This is a genomic window from Burkholderia sp. MS455, assembly GCF_016899445.1.
GTDB lineage: Bacteria > Pseudomonadota > Gammaproteobacteria > Burkholderiales > Burkholderiaceae > Burkholderia > Burkholderia pyrrocinia_C.
In genome coordinates this window covers 2,778,479-2,802,559 of record NZ_CP041779.1, presented here as the reverse complement: position 1 = coordinate 2,802,559, position 24,081 = coordinate 2,778,479, and the positions used below count along the sequence as shown (strand labels likewise).

Sequence of the window (24,081 nt, the reverse complement as noted above, 5' to 3'; positions counted from 1 at the left end):
TGCAGCGTCGGGGAATGAGCGGTGGGATGCCGCAAAGCAGAAGATTATAAACGTTCGGGCGGGCCGGCGGCCGAGAAGGCGGGAAACGCGGGGGCGAATGGTAAAATTCTCGGATGAAAAAACTCGTGATCCTGATTTCCGGTCGCGGCAGCAACATGGAGGCCATCGTCCGCGCGTGCGCGCAGGAACGCTGGCCGGCCGAGGTTGCTGCCGTGATCGCCAACCGGCCCGATGCGGCCGGCCTGGCTTTTGCCGCGTCGCACGGGGTGGCGACCGCGGTGGTCGACCACCGGTCATTCGACGGCCGCGACAGCTTCGACGCGGCGCTCGCCGCCGAGATCGACCGCTTTGCCCCCGATCTCGTGATCCTCGCGGGCTTCATGCGCATCCTCACGCCGGCATTCGTCAGACGATACGAAGGCCGGCTGCTGAACATTCACCCGTCGCTGCTGCCGAGCTTCAAGGGCATCCACACGCACCAGCAGGCGCTGGACGCGGGTGTCGCGCTGCACGGCGCGAGCGTGCACTTCGTGATTCCCGAGCTCGACAGCGGTGCGATCGTCGCGCAGGGCGCGGTGCCGGTGCGCGCGGGCGACGACGCGGCCGCGCTCGCGCGGCGCGTGCTGACGGTCGAGCATGTGCTGTATCCGCGCGCGGTGCGCTGGTTCGTCGACGGGCGTTTGCGCCTCGAGAACGGCCGGGCAGTGGTGGCGCCGGAAGAGGCGCGCTGGATTTTCGCGGATCAACCGCATACCGAAACGAGTGAGGGCGTATGAAGCTGCACGGATTCCTGATCGGCCAGACCGAGACTTTGCTGGCCGAGGTGCTGAAGTTCGCCGGCCCCGCCGACGCGACGACGAGCCGGTTCTTCCGCGCGCACCCGAAGCTCGGACATGCCGAGCGCGGCGTGATCGCCGAGGCCGTGTTCGCGGTGCTGCGCCGGAAGATGGAGTTTTCGCATCTCGCCGAGAGCGGCACGGGCACGCCCGCGCGGCGCCTCACGCTGCTCGGCCTGATGCAGACGGCCGGCCGCAATGCGCTGAAGCCGTTTTTGTCCGACACCGAGTCCGCATGGCTCGAGCACGTATCGAAGATCGATCCCGCGAGCCTGCCGGTGCGCGTGCGCACGAACCTGCCGGACTGGATCCACCAGGCGCTGTCGGCACGTTTCGATGCCGAGGAGCTCGCGCAGCTTGCCGCCGCGCTGAACTACCCGGCGCCGCTCGACCTGCGCGCCAACGCGCAGAAGGCGACCCGCGACCAGGTGATCGACGCGCTGCGCGCGAACGGCATCGATGCGGGTGCGACGCCGTTCGCGCCGTTCGGCGTGCGCGTGGTCGGCAAGCCGGCGCTGACGCGCCTGAAGCTGTTCGAGGAAGGCGAGATCGAGGTGCAGGACGAAGGCAGCCAGTTGCTGTGCTCGCTGGTCGCGCCGCGCCGCGGCGAGATGGTCGTCGATTTCTGCGCGGGCGCGGGCGGCAAGACGCTCGCGCTGGGCGCGATGATGCGCTCGACCGGGCGCCTCTATGCGTTCGACGTGTCGGAAAAGCGCCTTGCGAAGCTGAAGCCGCGCCTCGCGCGCAGCGGGCTGTCGAACGTGAACCCGGTGCTGATCGACAGCGAGCACGACGCGAAGATCAAGCGGCTCGCCGGCAAGATCGACCGCGTGCTGGTCGACGCGCCGTGCAGCGGCCTCGGCACGCTGCGCCGCAATCCGGACCTGAAGTGGCGCCAGACGCGCACGGCGATCGACGAACTGGCGCCGAAGCAGGCGTCGATTCTCGCGAGCGCCGCGCGCCTCGTGAAGAAGGGCGGCCGGCTCGTCTACGCGACCTGCAGCGTGCTCGACGCCGAGAACGAGCGCATCGTCGAGCAGTTCCTGGCCGACCATCCCGAGTTCGTGCTGGTGCCTGCACAGAAGGTGCTGGCCGACCAGCGCATCGAACTCGAGACGGGCGACTACCTGTCGTTGTGGCCGCACCGTCACGCGACCGACGGCTTCTTCGCCGCGGTGCTCGAGCGGCGCGCGCAGTAACGGCGGCACGGACGGACGATGGAGAATCTGCAGAGCCGCCTGCTGTCGCACCGGCTGGCATCGGTGATTCGCGACTTTCACCAGCCGGTGATGATCTGGCAGGCGGCGATCCTCGTCGGCGCGCTGTGTTTCGCATGGGTGGCGGCACGCTTCGTGCACGGCCGGATCGATGCGCGCCGGCGGGCGGCCGGACGCGCGCCCGGTGCGGGTGCGCATAGCCTGAAACGCGCTTTGTTTCCGTTGTTCGGCGGCATCTTCGTGGGCGTCGCGCAGCTTGCGTTCGACCCGTTCATGTCGACGGCGCTGCTGTCGCTCGCGCTCGTGCCGTTATTCGGCATCGGGCTGATCTACGTGCTGTTCTTCTTCGCGCGGCGCGTGTTCGCGCGCGATGGCCACACGCATGCGTGGCTGTCGATCGTCGAGAAGATCGTGTCGACCGTCGTGTGGGCCGCGATGGTGCTGACCGTGCTCGGCATCCAGCACGACGTGCTCGGCTGGCTCGACAGCGTGCAGTTCCGCGTCGCCAATGCGCACCTCACGCTGCTGTCGCTGATCTCCGGCGCGCTGTGGGTCTGCGTGACGCTGATGGTCGCGATGTGGCTCGGCTCGGTGCTCGAGGATCGCCTCACGCGCGCGAGCACGCTCGATGCGAACCTGAAGGTCGTGCTGTCGCGGGTCGGCCGCGCGCTGCTCGTGTTCGCGGCGATCCTGATCGGGCTGTCGCTCGTCGGCATCGACGTGACGGTGCTCGGCGTGTTCGGCGGCGCGGTCGGTGTCGGCCTCGGCTTCGGGCTGCAGAAGATCGCGAGCAACTACGTGTCGGGCTTCATCATCCTGCTCGACCGCTCGCTGCGGCTCGGCGACGCGATCAGCGTCGGCGGGCTGCAGGGCGTCGTCACGCAGATCCGCACGCGCTACACGGTCGTGCGCGGCCTCGACGGCAACGAGACGCTGATCCCGAACGAGAAGCTGATCACCGACGTCGTGCAGAACCAGTCGTCGTACCTGACGCGCGGTTATGCGAAGGTCGCGGTGCAGGTCGCGTACACGAGCGATGTCGAGCACGCGCTCGTGCTGCTCGCCGACGCCGCGAAGGACGTGCCGCGCGTGCTGGCGGAGCCTGCGCCGACCCCTTATCTGGTGAGCTTCGGCGCGGACGGGATCGACCTGGAACTCGGCTTCTGGATCGAGGATTCGGCGAAAGGCACGTCGGGCGTGCGTTCGGCCGTGAACCGCAACATCTGGCGGCTGTTCGGCGAGCATGGGATTTCGATTCCGTTTCCGCAGCGCGAAGTGCGCGTCGTCGGGCTGCCGGACGGTTTTGCCGCCGCTGGTGCGGCGGCGGGGCACGATCCGGCGGCCGGCAACGGTGCGGCGGACGGGCGCGTGCCGGCTGCATAGCGCGCGTCGGTCGTCAATCGTATCGATCCCGCGGTCGGAACCGGATCGCGGGCCTTTCCAAGTCCGCCCGTGGACTGTTCCGGTTGCGCCAGGGCAAGAAAATATTCATTTTTTACAAAGACTTGGAACGGTTGAAGTAAAATCCAAGTCTATTCGCGGTATGCTTTCATTTTTCTGACGCCTGCGCGAGCCGGCATCGCTCTCATCTCATCACAGGTAACTGCCTTGTTGAATTCCCTGCTCGATTTTCTTTCCCACGGGCTCCTGCATTTTTCGTGGTGGCAGGTCGCGCTGTTCGCGCTTGCCGTCACGCACGTCACGATCATCGGCGTGACGGTTTACCTGCACCGTTGCCAGGCGCACCGCGCACTGGAACTGCATCCGATCGCGAGCCATTTCTTCCGCGTCTGGCTGTGGATGACGACCGGCATGCTGACCGGCCAGTGGGCCGCGATTCACCGCAAGCACCATGCGAAGTGCGAGACCGAGGAAGATCCGCACAGCCCGCAGACGCGCGGCATCTGGAAGGTGTTCCTCGAGGGCGCCGAGCTGTATCGCGCGGAAGCGAAGAATGAAGAGACGATGCGCAAGTTCAGTCACGGCACGCCGAACGACTGGATCGAGCGCAATGTCTACTCGAAGTACCCGATCCTCGGCGTGAGCCTGATGATGGTGATCGACGTTGCGCTGTTCGGCGTGCTCGGCCTGACCGTATGGGCCGTGCAGATGGTCTGGATTCCGTTCTGGGCGGCAGGCGTCGTCAACGGCTTCGGCCACTTCTGGGGCTACCGCAACTTCAACTCGGCCGACGCGAGCACGAACCTGTTCCCGTGGGGCATCGTGATCGGCGGCGAAGAGCTGCACAACAACCACCACACGTTCGCGACGTCGGCGAAGCTGTCGAACAAGTGGTACGAGTTCGACATCGGCTGGATGTACATCCGCATCATGTCGGCGTTCGGTCTCGCGAAGGTGAAGAAGGTCGCGCCGACGCCGCGCCTGAACAAGCCGAAGACGGTGCTGGACCAGGAAACGCTGCAGGCCGTGCTGTCGAACCGCTACGAAGTGATGGCGCGCTACGGCAAGGCCGTGAAGCGTGCGTACCGTCAGGAGCTCGCGCACCTGAAGGAGCTCGGTTCGAGCGAGAAGTACCAGTTGATGCGCGGCGCGCGCAAGTGGTTCCACAAGGACGCCGACGGCCTCGACGAGCCGCAGAAGAAGCTGCTGCCGGAAATCTTCGCGAACAGCCAGAAGCTGCATACCTACTTCCAGTTGCGCCAGGATCTCGCCGCGATCTGGGATCGTTCGACCGCGTCGCGCGAACAGCTTCTCGCGCAATTGCAGGATTGGTGCCATCGCGCGGAACAAAGCGGCATCAAGGCGCTACAGGAATTCGCGACACGCCTGCGTCGCTACGCCTGATTCGAAATCGATTAGAATCTCAGGACGTCAAAAACCCCGCGTTGGCGGGGTTTTTTCATTTGGGCCGCCGGTTTTTGACGAAAGAAATCGGCAGGGCTCGAATTTGTATGAGGCTTGGGGCAGCGGCGCAATGGTGCCCCGGGGCGAGCGTAGAGGATGGGATCGGAGTAGTGTTGAAGCGCTGATTCTGGTTGACCGCGAAGCATGGGGTCCGAGTAAGCGCTAAAGCGCCAACTCGGACCGACCGCGAAGCATGGGATCAGAGTAAGCGCTAAAGCGCTAACTCTGATCGACAGGAGATATGGAGATGCAATCGACGATCAAACCCGTCGAGTACGACCGGCCCGTCGCAGCAGGGACCGTGTGCGGCGTGGGGCAGGCATGGGCCAAGGTGCCCGATGCGCCGTCCGCCGAGGAACGCGCTGCGCTGAAGGCGCGCATCAAGGCGCTGCTCGTGCGCGAAAAGGCCGTGCTGGTCGCGCACTACTACGTGGATGCCGAGCTGCAGGAACTCGCCGACGAAACCGGCGGCTGCGTTGCCGATTCGCTCGAAATGGCCCGCTTCGGCCGCGATCACGACGCGCAGACGCTGGTCGTCGCCGGCGTGCGCTTCATGGGCGAAACCGCGAAGATCCTGAGCCCGAACAAGCGGATCCTGATGCCCGATCTCGATGCGACCTGTTCGCTCGACCTCGGCTGTCCGGTCGATGAATTCTCGGCGTTCTGCGATGCGCATCCCGATCGTACCGTCGTCGTCTATGCGAACACCAGCGCGGCCGTGAAGGCCCGCGCGGACTGGATGGTCACGTCGTCGATCGGCCTCGAGATCGTGGCCGACCTGCACGCGCGAGGCGAGAAGATCATCTGGGCGCCGGATCGCCATCTCGGCAGTTATATCCAGAAGAAAACCGGCGCCGACATGCTGCTGTGGCAGGGCTCGTGCCTTGTCCACGACGAGTTCAAGGGCATCGAGCTCGACCTGCTGCGCGCCGAATATCCGGACGCGAAGGTGCTCGTCCATCCCGAATCGCCGGAAAGCGTCGTTGCGCAGGCCGATGTCGTCGGCTCGACCACGCAACTGATCGATGCGGCCGTGAAGCTGGACGCGACGCGTTTCATCGTCGCGACCGATCTCGGCATCCTGCACAAGATGCAGCTCGCGGCGCCCGGCAAGACCTTCATCGCAGCGCCGACGGCCGGCAACAGTGCGACCTGCAAGAGCTGCGCGCACTGCCCGTGGATGGCGATGAACGGTCTTGCGAACCTCGCCGACGTGCTCGAACGCGGTCACAACGAGATCTTCGTCGATCCGGCGATCGGCGAACGTGCGCGCCTGCCGATCGACCGGATGCTCGATTTCGCGGCCGCGCACAAGAAGCGCGTGCAGGCGAGCGGCGACCTGCAGCGCGACCAGCAACTGTTTGCGAACGTGGGGGCAGCGTAATGGACGGCCCGCACGCTCACATTCGATCGCTGCCGTCCGGCGGCGCGGCCGTATCTCCGCTTTACGACATCGTTCGCAAGCAATACGGCGCGGCATTCGACGACGCGATCGCGCGCAACGTCGCCGATGCGATCGCGGAAGACGTCGGCACCGGCGACCAGACCGGGCGGCTCGTGCCGGCCGGCGGGCGTCGCCGCGCGCGCATCATCGTGCGCGAGGAAGCCGTGCTGTGCGGCGTGCCGTGGTTCGAGGCCGTGATCGGCAGGATCGATCCGGCGATCGCCGTGCAATGGCGCTATCGCGAAGGCGACCGGATGATGCCCGATTCGACCGTCTGCGAACTCGAAGGGCCGGCGCGCGCGCTGTTGACGGCCGAGCGCAACGGGCTGAATTTCCTGCAACTGCTGTCGGGTGTCGCGACCGCGACGCGCCGTTACGTCGACCGCGTCGAAGGCACGCGCGCGAAGATCCTCGACACGCGCAAGACGCTGCCGGGCCTGCGCCTCGCGCAGAAGTACGCGGTGCGCGTCGGCGGCGGCGAGAACCAGCGTCTCGCGCTGTACGACGGGATCCTGATCAAGGAGAACCATATCGCCGCGGCGGGCGGCGTCGGCGAGGCGCTCGACGCGGCGTTCGCACTCGATTCGGGCGTGCCCGTGCAGGTTGAAGTCGAGACGCTCGCGCAGCTCGACACGGCGCTCGCGCATCGCGCGCAGTCGGTGCTGCTCGACAATTTCACGCTCGACATGATGCGTGAAGCGGTGCGTGTGGCGGCCGGCAAGGCCGTGCTCGAAGTGTCGGGCGGCGTCAATTTCGACACGGTCCGCGCGTTCGCAGAGACGGGCGTCGATCGCATCTCGATCGGCGCGCTGACAAAGGACGTGCGTGCGACGGATTATTCGATGCGGATCGTCGACTGACCGAGCGTGATGTGATCAGACAAAAAAGCCGTTGGCGCCCAAACGCCAACGGCTTTTTTCCTGTGCGGCCGCAGCCGGGAAGGCGCAGCGGTTCAGCGACGCGCGCGCGGCGTGAGCACGCTCGGCAGCGCCTTCGGCAGCGTGTGCGGCCAGTCGCGGCTGTAGTGCAGCCCGCGGCTTTCGCGGCGCGACTGCGCGCTCTTCACGATCAGCGTCGCCACGTCGACGAGGTTGCGCAGCTCGAGCAGGTCGCGCGTCACGCGGAAGTTCGCGTAGTACTCGTGGATCTCGTCGCGCAGCAGCGACAGCCGGTGCTTCGCGCGTTCGAGGCGCTTGTCGGTGCGCACGATGCCGACGTAGTTCCACATCAGGCGGCGCAGCTCGTCCCAGTTGTGCGCGACGACGACTTCCTCGTCCGCATCCGACACGCGGCTTTCGTCCCATGCGGGCAGCGTGGCCGGCGTGTCCGAATCGAAGCCTGCCGCCTCGATCGCTTCGGCCGCCGCGCGGCCGATCACGAGACATTCGAGCAGCGAGTTGCTCGCGAGCCGGTTCGCGCCGTGCAGCCCCGTGTACGACGTTTCGCCGACCGCGTACAGGCCCGCGAGATCGGTGCGCCCGGCGAGATCGGTCACGACGCCGCCGCACGTGTAGTGCGCGGCCGGCACGACGGGGATCGGCTGTTTCGCGATGTCAATGCCGAATTCGAGGCAGCGCGCATGGATCGTCGGGAAGTGTTCGCGCAGGAACGCTTCCGGCTGATGGCTGATGTCGAGATACACGCAGTCGATCCCGCGCTTCTTGATCTCGAAGTCGATCGCGCGCGCGACGATATCGCGCGGCGCGAGCTCGGCGCGAGGATCGTGCGCGGGCATGAAGCGCGTGCCGTCAGGCAGCTTCAACAGGCCGCCTTCGCCGCGCACGGCCTCCGAAATCAGGAACGATTTCGCATACGGATGGAACAGGCAGGTCGGGTGGAACTGGATGAATTCCATGTTCGACACGCGGCAGCCGGCGCGCCATGCCATCGCGATGCCGTCGCCGGTCGCCGTGTCGGGATTCGTTGTGTACAGATAGACCTTGCCGGCACCGCCCGTTGCGAGCACCGTGTGCGGTGCCTCGATCGTGATCGTGCGGTCGTTGTCGACGTCGAGCGCATAGAGGCCGTGACAGCGGCGGCCGGGCAGGCCGAGCCGGTCCGACGTGATCAGGTCGATCGCATGGTGATTTTCGAAGAACGTGATGTTCGGATGCTGGCGCGCGCGCTCCGACAGCGTCGCAAGCACCGCATGGCCGGTCGCGTCGGCCGCGTGAATGATCCGGCGGTGGCTGTGGCCGCCTTCGCGCGTCAGGTGGAAGCCGAGTTCGGCTGCGTCGTCCTTCGTGAACGGCACGCCTTGCGAGATCAGCCATTCGATCGCTTCGCGGCCGTGCTCGACGATATAGCGCGTCGCGCCTTCGTCGCACAGGCCGCCACCGGCGACCAGCGTGTCGCCGACGTGGTTCTCGATGCTGTCCGCCGAATCGAGGACCGCCGCAATGCCGCCCTGCGCGTTATCGCTTGCGCCCTCCATCATCGAACGTTTCGCGATCAGCGCGACACGTCGCGTGCTGGCCAGATTGAGTGCGACCGACAGGCCTGCCAGGCCGCTGCCGACGATCGCCACGTCGAATTTCATGCTGCATCTCCATCGTTACGCTTTTGATCTTGTGCGTTCCGGCGGCCATGGCCGCGGAAAGGGGAGAGCATACCGCGTCGGGCCCGAGCGTGCGCGCAAAACAAAAAGCCCCGCATGCGCGGGGCTTTTCGGTCGCCGTCAGGCTGGCAGAAACCGGAGATTACTTGATCTTGGTTTCTTTGTATTCCACATGCTTGCGGACGACGGGATCGAACTTCTTGATCGCCATCTTTTCCGGCATGTTGCGCTTGTTCTTCGTGGTCGTGTAGAAGTGACCCGTACCAGCGGTCGACTCAAGCTTGATCTTGTCGCGTGCGCCTTTTGCCATGATTGTGCTCCTTGGGCTTAGGCTTCGCCGCGTGCGCGCAGGTCAGCGAGCACGGAATCGATGCCGTTCTTGTCGATCAGGCGCAGGCCGGCGTTCGAAACGCGCAGGCGCACCCAGCGGTTTTCGCTCTCTACCCAGAACCGGCGGTTTTGCAGGTTCGGCAGGAAGCGGCGCTTGGTCTTGTTGTTGGCGTGGGAAACGTTGTTGCCGCTCATCGGCGCTTTCCCAGTTACTTGGCATACGCGTGCCATGAGAGCACTCCTAATACGCTAAATTCGGGGTTCGATCGCCGATGAAGGTTCTCATCGCGCCGCCACGTGATCCATGGCTGCACTCTCAGAACGCCGTAGCCCTTGCAGACAAGGCCCTTCGATGGCTAGAACTGGTTGGAAAAAAGACAGACGGCGATTCTAGCAGAAAAAGTTCAGGAAAATCAAACCTAATTTCGCTTCGCCGTTGTGGCGCCCCGAGGCGGGCCGCCGCGCCACAGTCTACAGCCAACCGGCACGTGCGAACGAGAAAGTGTCGCTGGTGCCGACGACGACGTGATCGAGCAGCCGCACGTCGACGAGTTCGAGCGCGTCGCGCAGCACGCGGGTCAGGCGGCGGTCCTCCGCGCTCGGCTGCACCGCGCCCGACGGATGGTTGTGCGCGACGATCAGCGCCGCGGCGTTATGCGTCATCGCGCGGCGCACGATCTCGCGCGGGTAGACGGCCATGCGCGTCAGCGAGCCGCGCGTGATTTCCTCCGTCTCGATCAGGCCGTGGCGGGCGTCGAGGTAGACCGCGACGAACACTTCGTGCGGGTGCGAGCCGATCTTCAGCCGCAGATAATCCTCTACCGCGCCGGGCGAATCGATCGGCGTACGTTCGGATGCTTTCTCCTTCAGCATGCGCCGCGCGATCTCGGTGACCGCGGCCAGCCGTGTGGAGCGCGCAGGGCCGATGCCGGGGTGCGCCTCGAAATCGTCGGTCGTCGCCTCGAGCAGCCCGCGCAACGTTCCGAACTGCTTGACCAATGCGCGGGCGCTGACGAATACGTCGTGTCCTGGCTTGCCGGTGCCGAGCAGCAGCGCGATCAGTTCGTCGTCGGTCAGCGCGGCCGGTCCGCGCTCCAGCAATCGCTCGCGCGGCCGCTCGGGCCGCCAGTCGCCCGGGCGGCGCTTGCTCCGGCGAATCGGGAGGGCGCGGCGGGGCGGATCGGTCGGCGCATCGGCGTCGTCGCGACATTCGACCGGCGGCAGGGCGAGGCAGGGTGACAGCATGCTCGAAACTCCATTGGCGGCGGGCGGTCTGCGCGACGTCGTCGCACTTTCCGCCTTGCGCGCTCAGGTGACTTACAATATTGGTTTTGCGCCGGGCCTTTTCGGCCGTATCGGGCGCCGACTGAACGAGTAATTCATGAGCCTCATCGACCTATCCGAAGTGAAGCCCGGTTCCCACGTCACGTTGCATTACCGGCTCGCACTGGCCGACGGTGCCGACATCGTCAACACCTTCACCGACAAGCCGGCCACGCTGCTGCTCGGCGCGGGGCAACTGGCGCCGTCGCTGGAACAGATTCTGCTCGGGCTCAGGGTTGGAGACCACTCGACTTTTCAGCTAACGCCCGAACAGGGGTTCGGTCCCCGGAATCCCGACATGCTCCAGCGCGTGACGCTGTCGACGCTGCGCGAGAACGGGATGGTCGGCGACGATTTCACGCCGGGCGAGCTGATCGAGTTCAATGCGCCGGACGGCGGCCGGTATGCGGGGGTGCTGAAGGAAGTCGGCGAAACCTCGGCGCTGTTCGACTTCAACCATCCGCTCGCGGGCCAGGCGCTCACGTTCGAAGTGAAAATCATCGGAATCCTGTAATCATGAGCACCACCGATACGCTGTCCGGGCAGACCGTCGCCGCCGACGCCGAAATCCTGCTGGCCCAGCCGCGCGGCTTCTGCGCGGGCGTCGACCGCGCGATCGAGATCGTCGAGCGCGCGATCGCGATGCACGGTGCGCCGATCTATGTCCGTCACGAAATCGTCCACAACAAGTACGTGGTCGAGGATCTGAAGAAGAAAGGCGCGATCTTCGTCGAGGAACTCGAGGAAGTGCCGGCCGGCAATACCGTGATCTTCAGCGCGCACGGCGTGTCGAAGGCCGTGCGCGACGAGGCCGACGTGCGCGGGTTGCGCATTTACGACGCAACCTGCCCGCTGGTCACGAAGGTGCACGTCGAGGTGGCGAAAATGCGTCAGGACGGCGTCGATATCGTGATGATCGGGCACAAGGGCCACCCGGAAGTCGAAGGCACGATGGGGCAGGTCGAGCGCGGGATGCATCTCGTCGAGAGCGTCGAGGACGTGCAGAAGCTCGAGCTCGCCGATCCCGAGCGCATCGCGCTCGTCACGCAGACGACGCTGTCGGTCGACGACGCGGCCGAGATCATCGCCGCGTTGAAGGCGAAGTACCCGAAGATCCGCGAACCGAAGAAGCAGGACATCTGCTACGCGACGCAGAACCGCCAGGATGCGGTGAAGTTCATGGCGCCGCAGTGCGATGTCGTGATCGTCGTCGGCAGCCCGAACAGCTCGAATTCGAGCCGGCTTCGCGAAGTGGCCGAGAAGCGCGGTGTGGATGCGTATATGGTCGACGCGCCCGATCAGATCGATCCGGCATGGGTCGCAGGCAAACGCCGCATCGGCGTGACGGCCGGCGCGTCGGCACCCGAAGTGCTCGCCCAGGCCGTGATCGCGCGACTGCGCGAGCTCGGCGTGCGCAACGTTCGCGCGCTCGACGGCATCGAGGAAAACGTGTCGTTTCCGCTGCCGCGCGGGTTGAACCTGCCGCCCGCTGCCTGATTGCCGCATCGCACTCGCGGAACACCGAAGCGCGCCTCCCGGCGCGCTTTTTTTTGTACGTTGAAATCGAGATCGCAACCATTATTCGCGGTCATGGTGCAACCCGGTTGCTCCGCGTGTTCGTGACTGTCTCTCAAAATTGGTTGCAATGCAGGAAAACCCCATCGAATCAGGATTATTGGCGTCCTATAAATGGAGTTACAATGCGCCCGTTTTCAAGCCTGAATGGCTTTGAAATCGGATTTTGGCAAGGCGCGGGAGACCATTCAATGCATGTGAAGTTGGCTTACGCCGTGTCCGTCGCCGTACCGGTTGCAATGCGTGCCGGTTGCAGCAAAAAGAGCGACGACGGGGCGGGCAGGGAGGCTGCGGTGTTCGCGGCATCGCCGGCCAGCGGCGTGCGCGTCGCCGGAACCGGTCGTGCGGCACCATCGGCGTGCCGCATCGCGCAATTGGGCAAGGACAAGGAAAACGGGGCACGTTTGGCGATCGAGGAAATCAACGCGCTTGGCCTGGCGAACGGCCGGGCAGCGGGCATGGAGGTTGCATTGCAACAAGCCGCCGGTCGCGGTGTGGCAGCGACCGTGCGTGCCGATCGACGGATGACGGCTACGGCGCCGCATGCATGCGGCGATGCGCACATCGTGCGGATGTCACCGCCCCCTTTTCATTTCGATTCGACGAAACAGCGTGTCGCCGCGAGCGGTGGTGTCGTGGTGTGCGGTCTGGTTCGTACGATGGATTCCGACGCAGCCCCGACGCATGTCGGGCGCGGCTTTCGCGATGCCTTGCCAGGCGACGCGGCACGGAATCCGATCCGCCCGGATGCGGGGCTTGCCTCGCACCGGACGGAAAAAGGCACGGATGCCGGGCAACCGGACGATGGCCGTCCCGGCATGCTGCCCTACGACTTCAAGGAGGCCTCGAACACCGTCCTCGACGTCGTGACGATTTAGCGACGGGACTCATGACGGCACCGGAACAGTGCGGTGCCGTTTTTGTATCCGCTCCGGCGGCAGGTCCGGCCGTACAGGCCGGGCGGCGCGCGCCGGGACGATCCACACCCTTACCGGTATCGACTAGTACCCGCAGTGTCGCCGAGAAGGCGCGATTCCTCGCTTACCCGCGGGGCGCAACGTCCTCCGGCAGCACGGGCCAAGGAGCTTTAAATGGATATTTTCGTCCAGCAGGTTCTCAACGGGCTGGTGCTCGGCAGTGTGTACGCCATCATCGCGTTGGGTTACACGATGGTGTACGGCATTCTCGGCATCATCAACTTCGCGCACGGCGACGTGCTGATGATCGGCGCGATGGTCGCGTTGTCGGCCATCACCGTGCTGCAGAACCACTTCCCCGGACTCGGCAACATCGCCACGCTGACGATCGGCCTGGGCATCGCCGCGGTCGTTTGTGCATTCGTCGGCTTCACGATCGAGCGTGTCGCGTACCGGCCGCTGCGCCGCGCGCCGCGCCTCGCGCCGCTGATCACCGCGATCGGCGTGTCGATCCTGCTGCAGACGGCCGCGATGATCATCTGGTCGCGCAACCCGCTGCCGTTCCCGCAATTGCTGCCGACCGATCCGATCAACGTGATCAAGGCGACCGACACGACGCCCGGCGCCGTGATCTCGGTGACTGAAATCGTGATCATCGCGGTGGCGTTCATCGTGATGGGCGGCCTGCTGCTGCTCGTGCACAAGACCAAGCTCGGCCGCGCGATGCGCGCGATCGCCGAAAGCCCGAACACGGCAAGCTTGATGGGCGTGAACCCGAACTTCGTGATTTCCGCGACATTCATGATCGGCTCCGCGCTCGCCGCGCTGGCCGGCGTGATGATCGCGTCCGAATACGGCAACGTGCACTTCTACATGGGCTTCATCCCCGGCATGAAGGCGTTCACGGCGGCGGTGCTCGGCGGTATCGGCAACCTCGGCGGTGCGATGGTCGGCGGCGTGCTGCTCGGCCTGATCGAGCAGCTCGGTGCCGGCTACATCGGCAACCTCACCGGCGGCGTATTCGGCAGCAACTACCAGGACGTGTTCGCCTTCATCGTGCTGATCATCGTGCTGGTGTTCCGTCCGTCGGGCCTGCTGGGCGAACGGGTCGCGGATCGCGCGTAACGGAAGGGAGCAAACAACATGACATCCATTCAACCGATCGAATCCTCGACGTCGCTCGTCGAAGAGCGCAATACCGCCAAGACCGTCATCATCGGCATCCTGACCGCTGTGTTCGTGATCGCCGCGCCGATCATCATCGGCTCGGCCGGCGGCAACTACTGGGTCCGCGTGCTCGACTTCGCGATGCTGTACGTGATGCTCGCGCTCGGCCTGAACGTGGTGGTCGGCTTCGCCGGCCTGCTCGACCTCGGCTACATCGCGTTCTACGCGGTGGGCGCGTATACGGCGGCGCTGCTGTCTTCGCCGCACCTGACCTCGCAGTTCGAGTGGATCGCGGCGATCGCGCCCGGCGGGCTGCACATCCCGTTCCTGATCATCGTGCCGATCGCGATGGCGCTGGCGGCCACCTTCGGGATCCTGCTCGGTGCGCCGACGCTGCGCCTGCGCGGCGACTACCTGGCGATCGTGACCCTCGGCTTCGGCGAAATCGTCCGGATCTTCATGAACAACCTCGACCGTCCGGTGAACATCACCAACGGCCCGAAGGGGATCACGGGCATCGATCCGGTGCATGTCGGCGGCTTCAACCTGTCGCAGACGCACTCGCTGTTCGGCCTCCAGCTGCCGTCGGTCTACATGTACTACTACCTGTTCGTGCTGTGCTCGCTGCTGGTGATCTGGACGTGTACGCGCCTGCAGCACTCGCGCATCGGCCGCGCATGGGCGGCAATCCGCGAGGACGAGATCGCGGCGAAGGCGATGGGCATCAACACCCGCAACGTGAAGCTGCTCGCGTTTGCGATGGGCGCATCGTTCGGCGGCCTGTCGGGCGCGATGTTCGGTTCGTTCCAGGGCTTCGTGTCGCCTGAATCGTTCACGTTCTGGGAATCGATCGTGGTGCTGGCGTGCGTGGTGCTCGGCGGCATGGGCCATATCCCGGGCGTGATCCTGGGTGCGGTGCTGCTCGCGATCTTCCCGGAATTCCTGCGCTCGACGATGAGCCCGCTGCAGCATGCGCTGTTCGGTCATGACATCGTCGATACGGAAGTGATCCGTCAGGCGCTGTACGGCCTCGCGATGGTGATCATCATGCTGTACCGCTCGGAAGGCCTGTGGCCCGCGCCGAAGCATGAGGACAAGATCGCGAAACTGGCGAAGCGCGCCAGCAAGAAGCCGGTGCGCGCGTAACGAACGGACAAGGGGATACACACATGAGCGACAAGCAAATCCGACTGTCCGTGCAGGGCGTGAACAAACGCTTCGGCGGCCTGCAGGCACTGTCCGACGTCGGCCTGCAGATCAAGGAAGGCGAGATCTACGGTCTGATCGGCCCGAACGGCGCCGGCAAGACGACGTTCTTCAACGTGATCACGGGCCTCTACACGCCGGACTCCGGCGACTTCAAGCTGGACGGCCAGAACTACACGCCGACGGCCGTGCACCAGGTCGCGAAGGCCGGTATCGCGCGCACGTTCCAGAACATCCGCCTGTTCGGCGGGATGACGGCCCTCGAGAACGTGATGGTGGGCCGCCACGTGCGCACCAAGCACGGCCTGCTCGGCGCGGTGTTCCAGACGCCGGCCGAACGCCAGGAGGAGCGCGAGATCAAGGAACGCGCGATCGAGCTGCTCGAATACGTGGGCGTGCTGCAGTACGCGGACTACACGTCGCGCAACCTGTCGTACGGCCACCAGCGCCGTCTCGAGATCGCGCGGGCGCTGGCGACCGACCCGAAGCTGCTCGCGCTCGACGAGCCGGCGGCCGGGATGAACGCGACCGAGAAGGTCGAACTCACGCGCCTGCTCGACAAGATCCGCTCGGACGGCCGCACGATTCTCCTGATCGAGCACGACGTGAAGCTCGTGATGGGGCTGTGCAACCGGATGACGGTGCTCGATTACGGCAAGGTGATCGCCGAGGGTCTGCCGCAGGACGTGCAGAAGAACCCGAAGGTGATTGAGGCATATCTCGGCGCAGGGGTGCACTGATGGCAGCGGCAATGTTGAAAATCAAGGGCTTGCAGGTCAACTACGGCGGCATCCAGGCCGTCAAGGGCGTTGACATGGAAGTCCGTCAGGGCGAGCTCGTGACGCTGATCGGCGCGAACGGCGCGGGCAAGACCACGACGATGAAGGCGATCACGGGTCTGAAGCCGTATTCGGCGGGCGACATCGAGTACGACGGCAAGTCGATCAAGGGCATCCCGGCACACGAGCTGCTCAAGCGCGGCCTCGCGATGGTGCCGGAAGGCCGCGGGATTTTCGCGCGGATGTCGATCGTCGAGAACATGCAGATGGGCGCGTACCTGCGCAACGACACCGAGCAGATCAAGAAGGACGTCGACCGGATGTTCGGCTTCTTCCCGCGCCTGAAGGAGCGTGCGTCGCAGCTCGCGGGCACGTTGTCGGGCGGCGAGCAGCAGATGCTGGCGATGTCGCGCGCGATTCTCTCCAAGCCGAAGCTGCTGCTGCTCGACGAGCCGTCGATGGGGCTGTCGCCGATCATGGTCGAGAAGATCTTCGAAGTCGTGCGCGAGATCTCGAAGGAGGGCATCACGGTGCTGCTCGTCGAGCAGAACGCGCGCCTCGCGCTGCAGGCGGCCGACCGCGGCTACGTGATGGACTCGGGCATGGTCACGATGGAAGGCGACGCGAAGCAGATGCTCGACGATCCGAAGGTGCGTGCAGCGTATCTGGGTGAGTAAGTGAATGAATGAGCGGGCCCGGTGACGCGCGGCGGCATACGCCGCGCGCGTCGTGCAAGGGCTTTCGAAAGGCTGTCACGGGATGCCGTGACAGCCTTTTTTTCGTGTTGTGCGATTCGTGTCGAACTGTGTGTGCGAAGGCGACTCCATTCGACTGTTGCACCACGCACGCGACGCGGGAAACGGCAGGGCAGGCCACCCGAAGCCGGTCGCCCGCAGCCGGTCGCCCGCCGCCGGTCGCCCGCAAACCGACACGCGGGCCGCGTAGCATCGACGGCCCATCGGCACACGGAGAACACGCATGAGTCTGGACTACGGTTTCGTGAAGGCGAAGGTGACATCGGTGGCGAAGCTGAAGGGCTCGCCGCACGGCAGCGAGATCCAGTATCACATCCACCTGACGCTGGCGCTGCCGGCCGGCGACTGGGATGTCGCGATCAACGTCGGCACCAGCGATGCGGACGACTTGCTGAACTACAAGCTGGTCTACGATTTCCACCATCCCGTCACGCAGACGCTCGCGGCTGCGGCGGAGGGCTACACCGACCTCACGGGGCAGGCCGCGCTGCCCGCGCTCGACTACCTGCGCAGCGACATCCTGAACGAGACGGGCGCGTGGCGCGCGAGCGCGGTGATGGACGGCACCGAGAACCCGGAGCCGATCCCGTCGCTGCTGCGGCTCGTGAGCGCCGCGCAGTCGCAGGGCCTCGACGTCGTCGTGTTCGGCCGCACGTATGCGGAAGGCAACGGTATTCACGACACGCACATGAACCAGGGCTCGACGGGCCCGAACTACCTGCATCGCGCAGGCGACGACCATAACGACCACAACGACGTCTGGCAGGACGGCGCGCTGATCGTGCGCGTGAGCGATACGCAGTGGGCCGCGTATTTCGCGGCGTTCGAACAGCAGGCCGTGCCCACCGATGCGCTCGGCAATCCGCTGCCGGGCGCGGGGCCGATCACGCGCTGAGGCCGGCCGCTGTCGCTGCCGGCTGCATCACGCGGCCGGCAGCGTCTTGCCGAACGAGATGCGCTCCTCGACGCGATAGCCGAGCGCCGCATAAAAGCGGCACGCATCGTCGTTGCCGGGCAGCACCTGCAGGTTGATCTTCAGGCAGCCGCGCGCGGCGAGCGCGCTTTCCGCGTGCGCGATCAGCGCGCGGCCGACGCCGAGCCGCCGCGCGTCGTTCGCGACGCCGAACGAGTAGAGCCAGCCGCGATGTCCGTCGAAACCCGCCATCAGCGTGCCGACGACGCGCGCGCCGCTGGTCGCGACGAAGAACAGCTCGGGCTGCGTCGCGAGCTTCAGCTCGATCGATCGCAGCGGATCGCGGTGCGGCGGCGCGCCGGCTTCGTCGTACTGCGGGAACGCGTCGCGCCATACCGCGAGCACGGCATCGGTGTCGGCGCGTTCGAACGGGCGGATCGCGACAGCATCGGCGGCGGCATCCATCGCGGCGGTCTCCTTAGAGCGTGTCGAGGATCGACCGCAGCATCGCCATCATCTGGTCGATCTCGTCGGTCGTCACGTTCAGCGCGGGCATGAAGCGCAGCAGGTTCGGCCGCGCGGCGTTCAGCAGCAGGCCGTCGGGCTGCATGTCGCGCGCCTTCTCGACGATCTGCGGGCCGATATCCTTGCCGAGCAGCAGCGCGCGCAGCAGGCCTTCGCCGCGTTCGCCTTCGAAGCCGCGCTCCTCCGACAGCTCGAGCAGCTTGCGCTTCAGGTATTCGCCGCGTGCGCGCACGCCTTCGAGGAAGCCGGGCGCGACGAGCTGCGAGATCACCGAATAGCCGGCCGCCGTCATCAGCGGGTTGCCGTTGTACGTGCCGCCCTGGTCGCCGGCCTCGAACACCGCGACGTCGGCCTTCGACAGCAGCGCCGCGAGCGGCACGCCGCTGCCGATGCCCTTGCCGAGCGTCATGACGTCCGGCTCGATGTCGGCGAGCTCGTACGCGAAAAGCGTACCCGCACGGCCGCAGCCGCTCTGCACTTCGTCGACGATCAGCAGCAGGTTGTGCTGCTTCGTCAGCGCGCGCAGTTCGCGCATGAACTCGCGCGTTGCCGGGATCACACCGCCTTCACCCTGGATCGGTTCGAGCATCACGGCGACGGTCTTGTCGGTGATCAGCTTCTCGACCGAGTTGATGTTGTTCAGTTCGGCCTTCGGGAAGCCCGGCACCTGCGGCGCGTAGATCGTGTCCCAGCCCGGCTTGCCGCTGGCCGACATCGTCGCGAGCGTGCGGCCGTGGAAGCTGTGGTCGAACGTGATGATCTCGTATGCACCGTTGCGGAACTTGCGGCCCCACTTGCGCGCGAGCTTGATCGCGCCTTCGTTCGCCTCGGCGCCGCTGTTCGTGAAGAACACCTTGTCGAACACGCTGTGCTGCGTGAGCAGGCCCGCGAGCTTCGCCATCGGCTCGTTGTAGAACGCCGGCGACGGGTTCAGCAGCTTTTCGGCCTGCGTCTTCAGCGCTTCGACGACACCGTCGTTGCAGTGGCCGAGGCTGTTGACGGCCCAGCCCTGGATGAAGTCCAGATAGCGCTTGCCCGTGTGATCGTAGAGCCACGAACCCTTGCCGTGCGTAAACACGATGTCGGGGCGGTTCGTGATGTACATCAGCGAGTCGATCGGGTAATCGTTCAAGGGCATGGCAGCAGACTCCAGCGGGCGTTGAAAGGGAAACGGGCAATAAAAAAGCCACGGAAGGCCGTGGCTGGTGGGTTCGAACAGCTTGTGCGTAACCGGTGAAGCAGTGTGGGGTTACGCGCGAGTCCGTGACGAGCCTGCGGCATCCGGGCGGAGCGGCGAGCGGCGACGTCGAAGAGCGGACAGGAAGCGGTTCATGTGCGCAAGCATAAGGCATCCGGCGCCCCACTGTAAACCGCCGCGACGCCACGGATGTGACAGCGCGGCGCGGAACGCGGGTGTGCCGTACTCAGACCGGATGCGCGAGATCGGCAGCGCTCGTGAACGAATCCGCGTAGAACTCGTCGGCCGGCAGCGCGTGGTGCTGCGTGAAGTCGCGCTGCGCGGATTCCACCATCACCGGCGCGCCGCACGCGTACACCTGGTGACCCGACAGATCGGGCAGGTCCTCGATCACCGCGCGATGGACGAAGCCCGTGCGGCCCGTCCATTGGTCGCCGTCGTCGGGCTCGGAGAGCACCGGCACGTACTTGAAGTTCGGGATTTCGCCGGCCCACTGCTCGGCGAGCTCGCCGAGGTAGATGTCCTTCTTGCGGCGTGCGCCCCAGTAGAGCGTCATCGGGCGCGTGATACCCCGGTGCTTCACGTGTTCGATGATCGCCTTGATCGGCGCGAAGCCCGTGCCCGATGCAAGCAGTACGATCGGCTTGTCGGAATCCTCGCGCAGGAAGAACGTGCCGAGCGGGCCTTCGAAGCGCAGGATGTCGCGCTCCTTCATCGCGCCGAACACGTGGTCGGTGAACTTGCCGCCCGGCATGTGGCGGATGTGCAGCTCGATCGGGCCTTCCTCGTGCGGCGCGTTTGCCATCGAGTAGCTGCGGCGCGAGCCGTCCTTCAGGATGAACTCGACGTACTGGCCCGCGAGGTACTGCAGGCGCTCGTTGGCGGGCAACTGCAGCTTCACGACCATCACGTCGTCGGCTTTGCGCTCGAGCGCGGCGATCCGGCACGGCAGCTTCTTGACCTGCACGCCGTCGACGCCGGCGATTTCGCGCACGTCGATCTCGAGATCGCACTGCGCCTTCGAGCAGCACAGCAGCGCGAGGCCGCGCGTGCGCTCGTCATTGGACAGGGCCGACGCGGCATGCGGGCCCTGTTCGATCTGGCCCGACACGATCTGGCCCTTGCAGGAGCCGCACGCGCCGTTCTTGCAGCCGTACGGCAGATGGACGTTCTGGCGCAGCGCGGCCGCCAGCACGGTTTCGTCCGACTCGACCTGGAATTGCCGGCCGCTTTGCTTGAGAGTGACGTTGAATGCCATAGAACCAAACTAGAACAAAATGTGGGGACCGTGCATGTCGAGCACGGCAGCTACAATGCAAACCCGTTGCGCGTCGCGCAACGGTGGCTACTGATTTCGCAACCAACATGATCGCGACACGAATCCTGCGCCGGCCGCGCGCACTGATCGTCGGCTGCGGCGACGTCGGCATGCGCTGCGTCGCGCAATGGCGCGACACGCGCCGCAATCTGCGGATCTTCGCGCTGACGAGCCACCCGGCCCGCCGCGACGAGCTGCGTGCCGCAGGCGCGACGCCGATCGTCGGCGACCTCGATCGCCCGGCGACGCTCGGCCGCCTCGCGGGCCTTGCCCGCACGATCCTGCATCTCGCGCCGCCGCAGTCCGACGGCCGCGACGACCGGCGCACGCGTGCGCTGATCGCCGCAACGACCGTGCCCATGCGGCGACCGTCGGCACCGCCGGCCCCTGCGGTCGGCCGGCTCCGAACGCTGCGCGCCGCTGCCCGGCAGGCCGGCGCGCCCGTTCGGGCAGCGCGTATTGTACCCGACGGTCTTCGCGCGCCGAGGCTCGTCTACGCGAGCACGACGGGCGTATACGGCGATTGCGGCGGCGCGCGCATCGACGAAACGCACCCGCTGCGTCCCGCGAATCCGCGCGCGTTCCGGCGCGTGTCGGCCGAGCGGCAACTGCGCGCGGCGACGGTGCGCGGCGTGCTGTCCGCGCGCATCGTGCGCATTCCCGGCATCTACGCGGCGAACCGTCTGCCGGTCGCGCGGCTCGAGCGCGGCACGCCGGCGCTCGAGCCGGCCGACGACGTCTATACGAACCACATCCACGCCGACGATCTCGCGGCGATCCTGCGCCGCGCAGCCGAGCGCGGCAGGCCGGCGCGCGCCGTGCACGCGTCGGACGACAGCGAACTGCGGATGGGGGAGTATTTCGACCGGGTCGCGCAGGCGCTCGGCCTGCCGCGGCCGCCGCGCGTCAGCCGCGCGGACGCCGAACGCCAGCTCGAACCGGCGCTGCTGTCGTTCATGCGCGAGTCGCGGCGCCTGTCCAACGCACGGCTCAAGGCCGAATTGTGCGTGACGTTGCGTTATCCGACCGTAGACGATTTCCTTCAAACGCTCGCGCCGGGCAGCGCGTCAGGTCAGCGCCGGTAACGCCTCGATCAGCAGGAAGCACAGCAGCGCGCCGATCAGCGCGCCGATCAGGTTCGGATGATATTTGTGCTTCCGGTGCATCGCGGCCAGCAGCCCGCCGATCACGATGACGCCGACGACCGCGAACGCGATCATCACGTACGGCAGTTCGAAAGAATGGTTGATGTTCATGATGTCTCCCCCTGCATCGCTGCTCGTGCAGCTTGTGATTTGAGTATAGCGGGGGATCGTGAGGCCGAGACGCGGCCGGACACCGAACGGTCGTGCGGATTTTCCCTTACAGGGTTTTGTCGGGATTGCGCAACGCTGAAAGGTCGGCGTCATCGAGCCACCGCCACCCGCCGGGTTCGAGGTCGTCCGGCAGCGCGAAGCCGCCGATGCTTTCGCGGTGCAGCAACTCGACGCGATTGCTTGCCGCCGCGACCATGCGTTTCACCTGGTGATACTTGCCTTCCAGAACGGTCAGCGCGAGCGCGTGCGTGTCGCGCGCATCGGCGGCGACCGCCGCGATCGGCTTCGGCTCGCCGTGGAGCTGCACGCCGGTGCGCAGCGCGTGCAGTTGCGCGTCGTCGAGCGGATGGCGCACGGTCGCCACGTAGGTCTTCGGCACCTTGCGCTTCGGCGACGTGTACGCGTGCACGAACTGGCCGTCGTCGGACAGCAGCAGCAGGCCTGTCGTGTCCTGGTCGAGACGGCCGACGCATTGCACGCCGCGCGCGACGAGCGGCGCGGGCAGCAGGCTGAACACGCTTGCATGATGTTGCGGATCGCGCGAACACTCGTAGCCGGCCGGCTTGTTGAGCGCGAGATACGCGTGCGCGTGGAACGGCCAGGCCGTATCGTCGACCGAGAATACGAGGCCGTCGGTGTCGAACGACGCGTCGGGGTCGGTCGCGCGGGCGCCCGAGACGGCGACGCGGCCCGCTTCGATCAGGCCGCGGCACTGGCGGCGCGAGCCGAAGCCCTGGGTGTAGAGAATGCTTTCGAGATCCATAGCGCGCGCATTCTATCAAGCGGCGCGCGGTCGGCATGAACACGCATGCGCTGGTAAGCTCCCGGAACGCCGCGCGACGCTCGTTCATTCTTCACGGAAAATCCATGCATTTCGATTCGTTCCCGTTCGGCCGCAAGGCTGCCGCAGTCATCCTTGCCGCGACCGCTTCGTCGGCCGCGTTCGCGCATGCGCATCTCGCGAAGAGCGATCCGGCGGCGGGCGTGGTGCTGGCCGCGGCACCGGCCGCCGTCACGATCGACTTCACCGAGCCGCTGGAGCCGGCGTTCAGCTCGATCGTCGTCGTCGACGGCGACGGCAAGACGGTGTCGGACGGCAACGCGCGCATCGATGCGTCGAACCGCAAGCGGATGACGGTGCCGCTCACGGCGGTCGGCACGGGCGCCTATACGGTGAAATGGGTGGCCGTCGCGACCGACGGGCACCGCACGCAAGGGGCGTACGGCTTCGGCGTGAAGTGACGCAATGGCGGCGGCAGGCCCGTGCCAGGGCTGCCGCCGCTCTTATCCGACAGGGAGTTTCCCGCATGAATCCGACGACGCTCGATGCACTCGCCGATTTCCCCCGTCTGCTCGAAGCCCATTTCGCGGCCGTGCCCGACGGCTACGCGCGCTGGACGCCCGACGACTGGGCCGGGATCCCGAGCGAGCACTTCTCGCCGCTCGGGCAGCTCTGCCATGTGCGCGACATCGAGATCGACGGTTATCACGTGCGGCTGCGGCGGATGCTCGACGAAGATCGGCCGCTGCTCGTGTCGATCGACGGTGATGCGCTCGCGGTCGAGCGCCGCTACAACGATGCCTATGCGTCCGACGTGCTCGCGGCGATCCGCGAAGCGAGACGCGAGACGCTGGACCTCGTGTCGCGCCTCACGCCCGAACAGTTCGAGCGTATCGGCGAGTTCGACGGCTACGGCTCGCTGACCGTGCGCGGGCTCGTCCATTACCTGTGCAGCCACGATCAGCAGCATCTTGCCGGCATGCAATGGCTGCTCGGCAAGATCGACGCGGCGCTGTACGCACGCTGAACCGGCCGGCGCTCGCGCCACCGCGAGCGGAT

General features: G+C 66.1%; 27 protein-coding genes. 18 read left to right on the top strand and 9 right to left on the bottom strand.

Annotated features, from left to right (window positions below; translation table 11 throughout):
• Window positions 1-113: 113 nt before the first annotated feature.
• From purN to nadC, 6 genes are all read left to right on the top strand, one after another.
• Window positions 114-776 (top strand): phosphoribosylglycinamide formyltransferase, encoded by a 663-nt coding sequence (gene purN / locus FPJ27_RS32030; RefSeq protein WP_034178818.1) that lies wholly within the window; start codon window positions 114-116, stop codon window positions 774-776.
• Window positions 773-2,035: an RsmB/NOP family class I SAM-dependent RNA methyltransferase gene (locus FPJ27_RS32025; protein ID WP_072444887.1), complete on the top strand. Its 1,263-nt coding sequence runs from the start codon at window positions 773-775 to the stop codon at window positions 2,033-2,035. Before purN ends, FPJ27_RS32025 begins: the two co-directional genes overlap by 4 nt.
• A gap of 18 nt (window positions 2,036-2,053) precedes the next feature.
• Window positions 2,054-3,436: a mechanosensitive ion channel domain-containing protein gene (locus FPJ27_RS32020; protein WP_204424234.1), complete on the top strand. Its 1,383-nt coding sequence runs from the start codon at window positions 2,054-2,056 to the stop codon at window positions 3,434-3,436.
• A gap of 225 nt (window positions 3,437-3,661) precedes the next feature.
• Window positions 3,662-4,858: an acyl-CoA desaturase gene (locus FPJ27_RS32015; protein WP_072444883.1), complete on the top strand. Its 1,197-nt coding sequence runs from the start codon at window positions 3,662-3,664 to the stop codon at window positions 4,856-4,858.
• Window positions 4,859-5,165: 307 nt separating this feature from the next.
• Window positions 5,166-6,302 carry a quinolinate synthase NadA gene (nadA, locus tag FPJ27_RS32010; protein WP_204424223.1) on the top strand — a complete coding sequence of 379 codons (1,137 nt, stop codon included), beginning with the start codon at window positions 5,166-5,168 and terminating at the stop codon, window positions 6,300-6,302.
• On the top strand, window positions 6,302-7,222 hold the full coding sequence (gene nadC, locus FPJ27_RS32005) for a carboxylating nicotinate-nucleotide diphosphorylase (protein WP_204424219.1): 921 nt from the start codon (window positions 6,302-6,304) through the stop codon (window positions 7,220-7,222). The genes nadA and nadC overlap by 1 nt, the downstream gene beginning before the upstream one ends.
• 92 nt (window positions 7,223-7,314) lie before the next feature.
• Here nadC and nadB read toward each other — a convergent pair whose 3' ends face one another.
• The 4 genes from nadB to radC form a co-directional block, all read right to left on the bottom strand.
• The gene (gene nadB, locus FPJ27_RS32000) at window positions 7,315-8,901 is read right to left on the bottom strand and encodes an L-aspartate oxidase (RefSeq protein WP_072444879.1); all 1,587 of its coding nucleotides are present in this window, start codon (window positions 8,899-8,901) and stop codon (window positions 7,315-7,317) included.
• A gap of 160 nt (window positions 8,902-9,061) precedes the next feature.
• A complete protein-coding gene (gene rpmG, locus FPJ27_RS31995) occupies window positions 9,062-9,229 on the bottom strand; it encodes a 50S ribosomal protein L33 (protein ID WP_006478046.1) in 168 nt (55 codons plus the stop codon).
• Between the two features lie 17 nt (window positions 9,230-9,246).
• Window positions 9,247-9,480: a 50S ribosomal protein L28 gene (rpmB, locus tag FPJ27_RS31990; RefSeq protein WP_004186391.1), complete on the bottom strand. Its 234-nt coding sequence runs from the start codon at window positions 9,478-9,480 to the stop codon at window positions 9,247-9,249.
• Between the two features lie 240 nt (window positions 9,481-9,720).
• Window positions 9,721-10,494, bottom strand: coding sequence for a DNA repair protein RadC (gene radC, locus FPJ27_RS31985; protein ID WP_204424215.1), 774 nt, complete (start codon window positions 10,492-10,494; stop codon window positions 9,721-9,723).
• On the opposite strand from radC, the gene FPJ27_RS36855 reads away from it, so the two are divergent.
• From FPJ27_RS36855 to FPJ27_RS31945, 9 genes are all read left to right on the top strand, one after another.
• Window positions 10,493-10,627, top strand: coding sequence for a hypothetical protein (locus FPJ27_RS36855; RefSeq protein ID WP_258170484.1), 135 nt, complete (start codon window positions 10,493-10,495; stop codon window positions 10,625-10,627). The two genes, radC and FPJ27_RS36855, sit on opposite strands and share 2 nt — an antisense overlap.
• Before the next feature lie 3 nt (window positions 10,628-10,630).
• Window positions 10,631-11,086, top strand: coding sequence for a peptidylprolyl isomerase (locus FPJ27_RS31980; protein WP_034178811.1), 456 nt, complete (start codon window positions 10,631-10,633; stop codon window positions 11,084-11,086).
• Between the two features lie 2 nt (window positions 11,087-11,088).
• On the top strand, window positions 11,089-12,069 hold the full coding sequence (gene ispH, locus FPJ27_RS31975) for a 4-hydroxy-3-methylbut-2-enyl diphosphate reductase (protein WP_034178810.1): 981 nt from the start codon (window positions 11,089-11,091) through the stop codon (window positions 12,067-12,069).
• Between the two features lie 203 nt (window positions 12,070-12,272).
• Window positions 12,273-13,025, top strand: coding sequence for an amino acid-binding protein (locus FPJ27_RS31970; RefSeq protein ID WP_239483342.1), 753 nt, complete (start codon window positions 12,273-12,275; stop codon window positions 13,023-13,025).
• A 213-nt stretch (window positions 13,026-13,238) separates the two neighbouring features.
• Window positions 13,239-14,189 carry a branched-chain amino acid ABC transporter permease gene (locus tag FPJ27_RS31965; protein ID WP_034178808.1) on the top strand — a complete coding sequence of 317 codons (951 nt, stop codon included), beginning with the start codon at window positions 13,239-13,241 and terminating at the stop codon, window positions 14,187-14,189.
• 18 nt (window positions 14,190-14,207) lie between these two features.
• Window positions 14,208-15,377 (top strand): ABC transporter ATP-binding protein, encoded by a 1,170-nt coding sequence (locus FPJ27_RS31960; RefSeq protein ID WP_072444872.1) that lies wholly within the window; start codon window positions 14,208-14,210, stop codon window positions 15,375-15,377.
• A gap of 23 nt (window positions 15,378-15,400) precedes the next feature.
• Complete coding sequence (locus tag FPJ27_RS31955) at window positions 15,401-16,177, top strand: ABC transporter ATP-binding protein (protein ID WP_034178806.1); 777 nt, start codon at window positions 15,401-15,403, stop codon at window positions 16,175-16,177.
• Entirely contained in the window at window positions 16,177-16,893 is a 717-nt protein-coding gene (locus FPJ27_RS31950) for an ABC transporter ATP-binding protein (protein ID WP_034178805.1), read from the top strand. Before FPJ27_RS31955 ends, FPJ27_RS31950 begins: the two co-directional genes overlap by 1 nt.
• 301 nt (window positions 16,894-17,194) lie before the next feature.
• The gene (locus FPJ27_RS31945) at window positions 17,195-17,866 is read left to right on the top strand and encodes a DUF2278 family protein (RefSeq protein WP_204424212.1); all 672 of its coding nucleotides are present in this window, start codon (window positions 17,195-17,197) and stop codon (window positions 17,864-17,866) included.
• Between the two features lie 27 nt (window positions 17,867-17,893).
• Here FPJ27_RS31945 and FPJ27_RS31940 read toward each other — a convergent pair whose 3' ends face one another.
• The 3 genes from FPJ27_RS31940 to FPJ27_RS31930 form a co-directional block, all read right to left on the bottom strand.
• The gene (locus FPJ27_RS31940; RefSeq protein WP_111016302.1) at window positions 17,894-18,349 is read right to left on the bottom strand and encodes a GNAT family acetyltransferase; all 456 of its coding nucleotides are present in this window, start codon (window positions 18,347-18,349) and stop codon (window positions 17,894-17,896) included.
• A 13-nt stretch (window positions 18,350-18,362) separates the two neighbouring features.
• Complete coding sequence (locus FPJ27_RS31935) at window positions 18,363-19,547, bottom strand: acetylornithine transaminase (RefSeq protein WP_034178802.1); 1,185 nt, start codon at window positions 19,545-19,547, stop codon at window positions 18,363-18,365.
• Between the two features lie 286 nt (window positions 19,548-19,833).
• The gene (locus tag FPJ27_RS31930) at window positions 19,834-20,865 is read right to left on the bottom strand and encodes a CDP-6-deoxy-delta-3,4-glucoseen reductase (RefSeq protein WP_072444867.1); all 1,032 of its coding nucleotides are present in this window, start codon (window positions 20,863-20,865) and stop codon (window positions 19,834-19,836) included.
• Window positions 20,866-20,972: 107 nt separating this feature from the next.
• Here FPJ27_RS31930 and FPJ27_RS31925 point away from each other — a divergent pair, with 107 nt between their 5' ends.
• Complete coding sequence (locus FPJ27_RS31925; RefSeq protein WP_204424210.1) at window positions 20,973-22,010, top strand: NAD-dependent epimerase/dehydratase family protein; 1,038 nt, start codon at window positions 20,973-20,975, stop codon at window positions 22,008-22,010.
• On the opposite strand, the gene FPJ27_RS31920 is transcribed toward FPJ27_RS31925, so the two are convergent.
• Together FPJ27_RS31920 and FPJ27_RS31915 are read right to left on the bottom strand one after the other, a co-directional pair.
• Window positions 21,993-22,181: a hypothetical protein gene (locus tag FPJ27_RS31920; protein WP_072444863.1), complete on the bottom strand. Its 189-nt coding sequence runs from the start codon at window positions 22,179-22,181 to the stop codon at window positions 21,993-21,995. The two genes, FPJ27_RS31925 and FPJ27_RS31920, sit on opposite strands and share 18 nt — an antisense overlap.
• Before the next feature lie 106 nt (window positions 22,182-22,287).
• Entirely contained in the window at window positions 22,288-23,004 is a 717-nt protein-coding gene (locus tag FPJ27_RS31915; RefSeq protein ID WP_072444861.1) for a 16S rRNA pseudouridine(516) synthase, read from the bottom strand.
• A 104-nt stretch (window positions 23,005-23,108) separates the two neighbouring features.
• Between FPJ27_RS31915 and FPJ27_RS31910 the strand changes: the two genes are divergently transcribed.
• Window positions 23,109-23,483, top strand: a complete 375-nt coding sequence (locus FPJ27_RS31910; RefSeq protein ID WP_204424208.1) for a copper resistance protein CopC — start codon at window positions 23,109-23,111, stop codon at window positions 23,481-23,483.
• Between the two features lie 65 nt (window positions 23,484-23,548).
• The gene (locus FPJ27_RS31905; protein ID WP_072444858.1) at window positions 23,549-24,049 is read left to right on the top strand and encodes a DinB family protein; all 501 of its coding nucleotides are present in this window, start codon (window positions 23,549-23,551) and stop codon (window positions 24,047-24,049) included.
• Window positions 24,050-24,081: the final 32 nt, after the last annotated feature.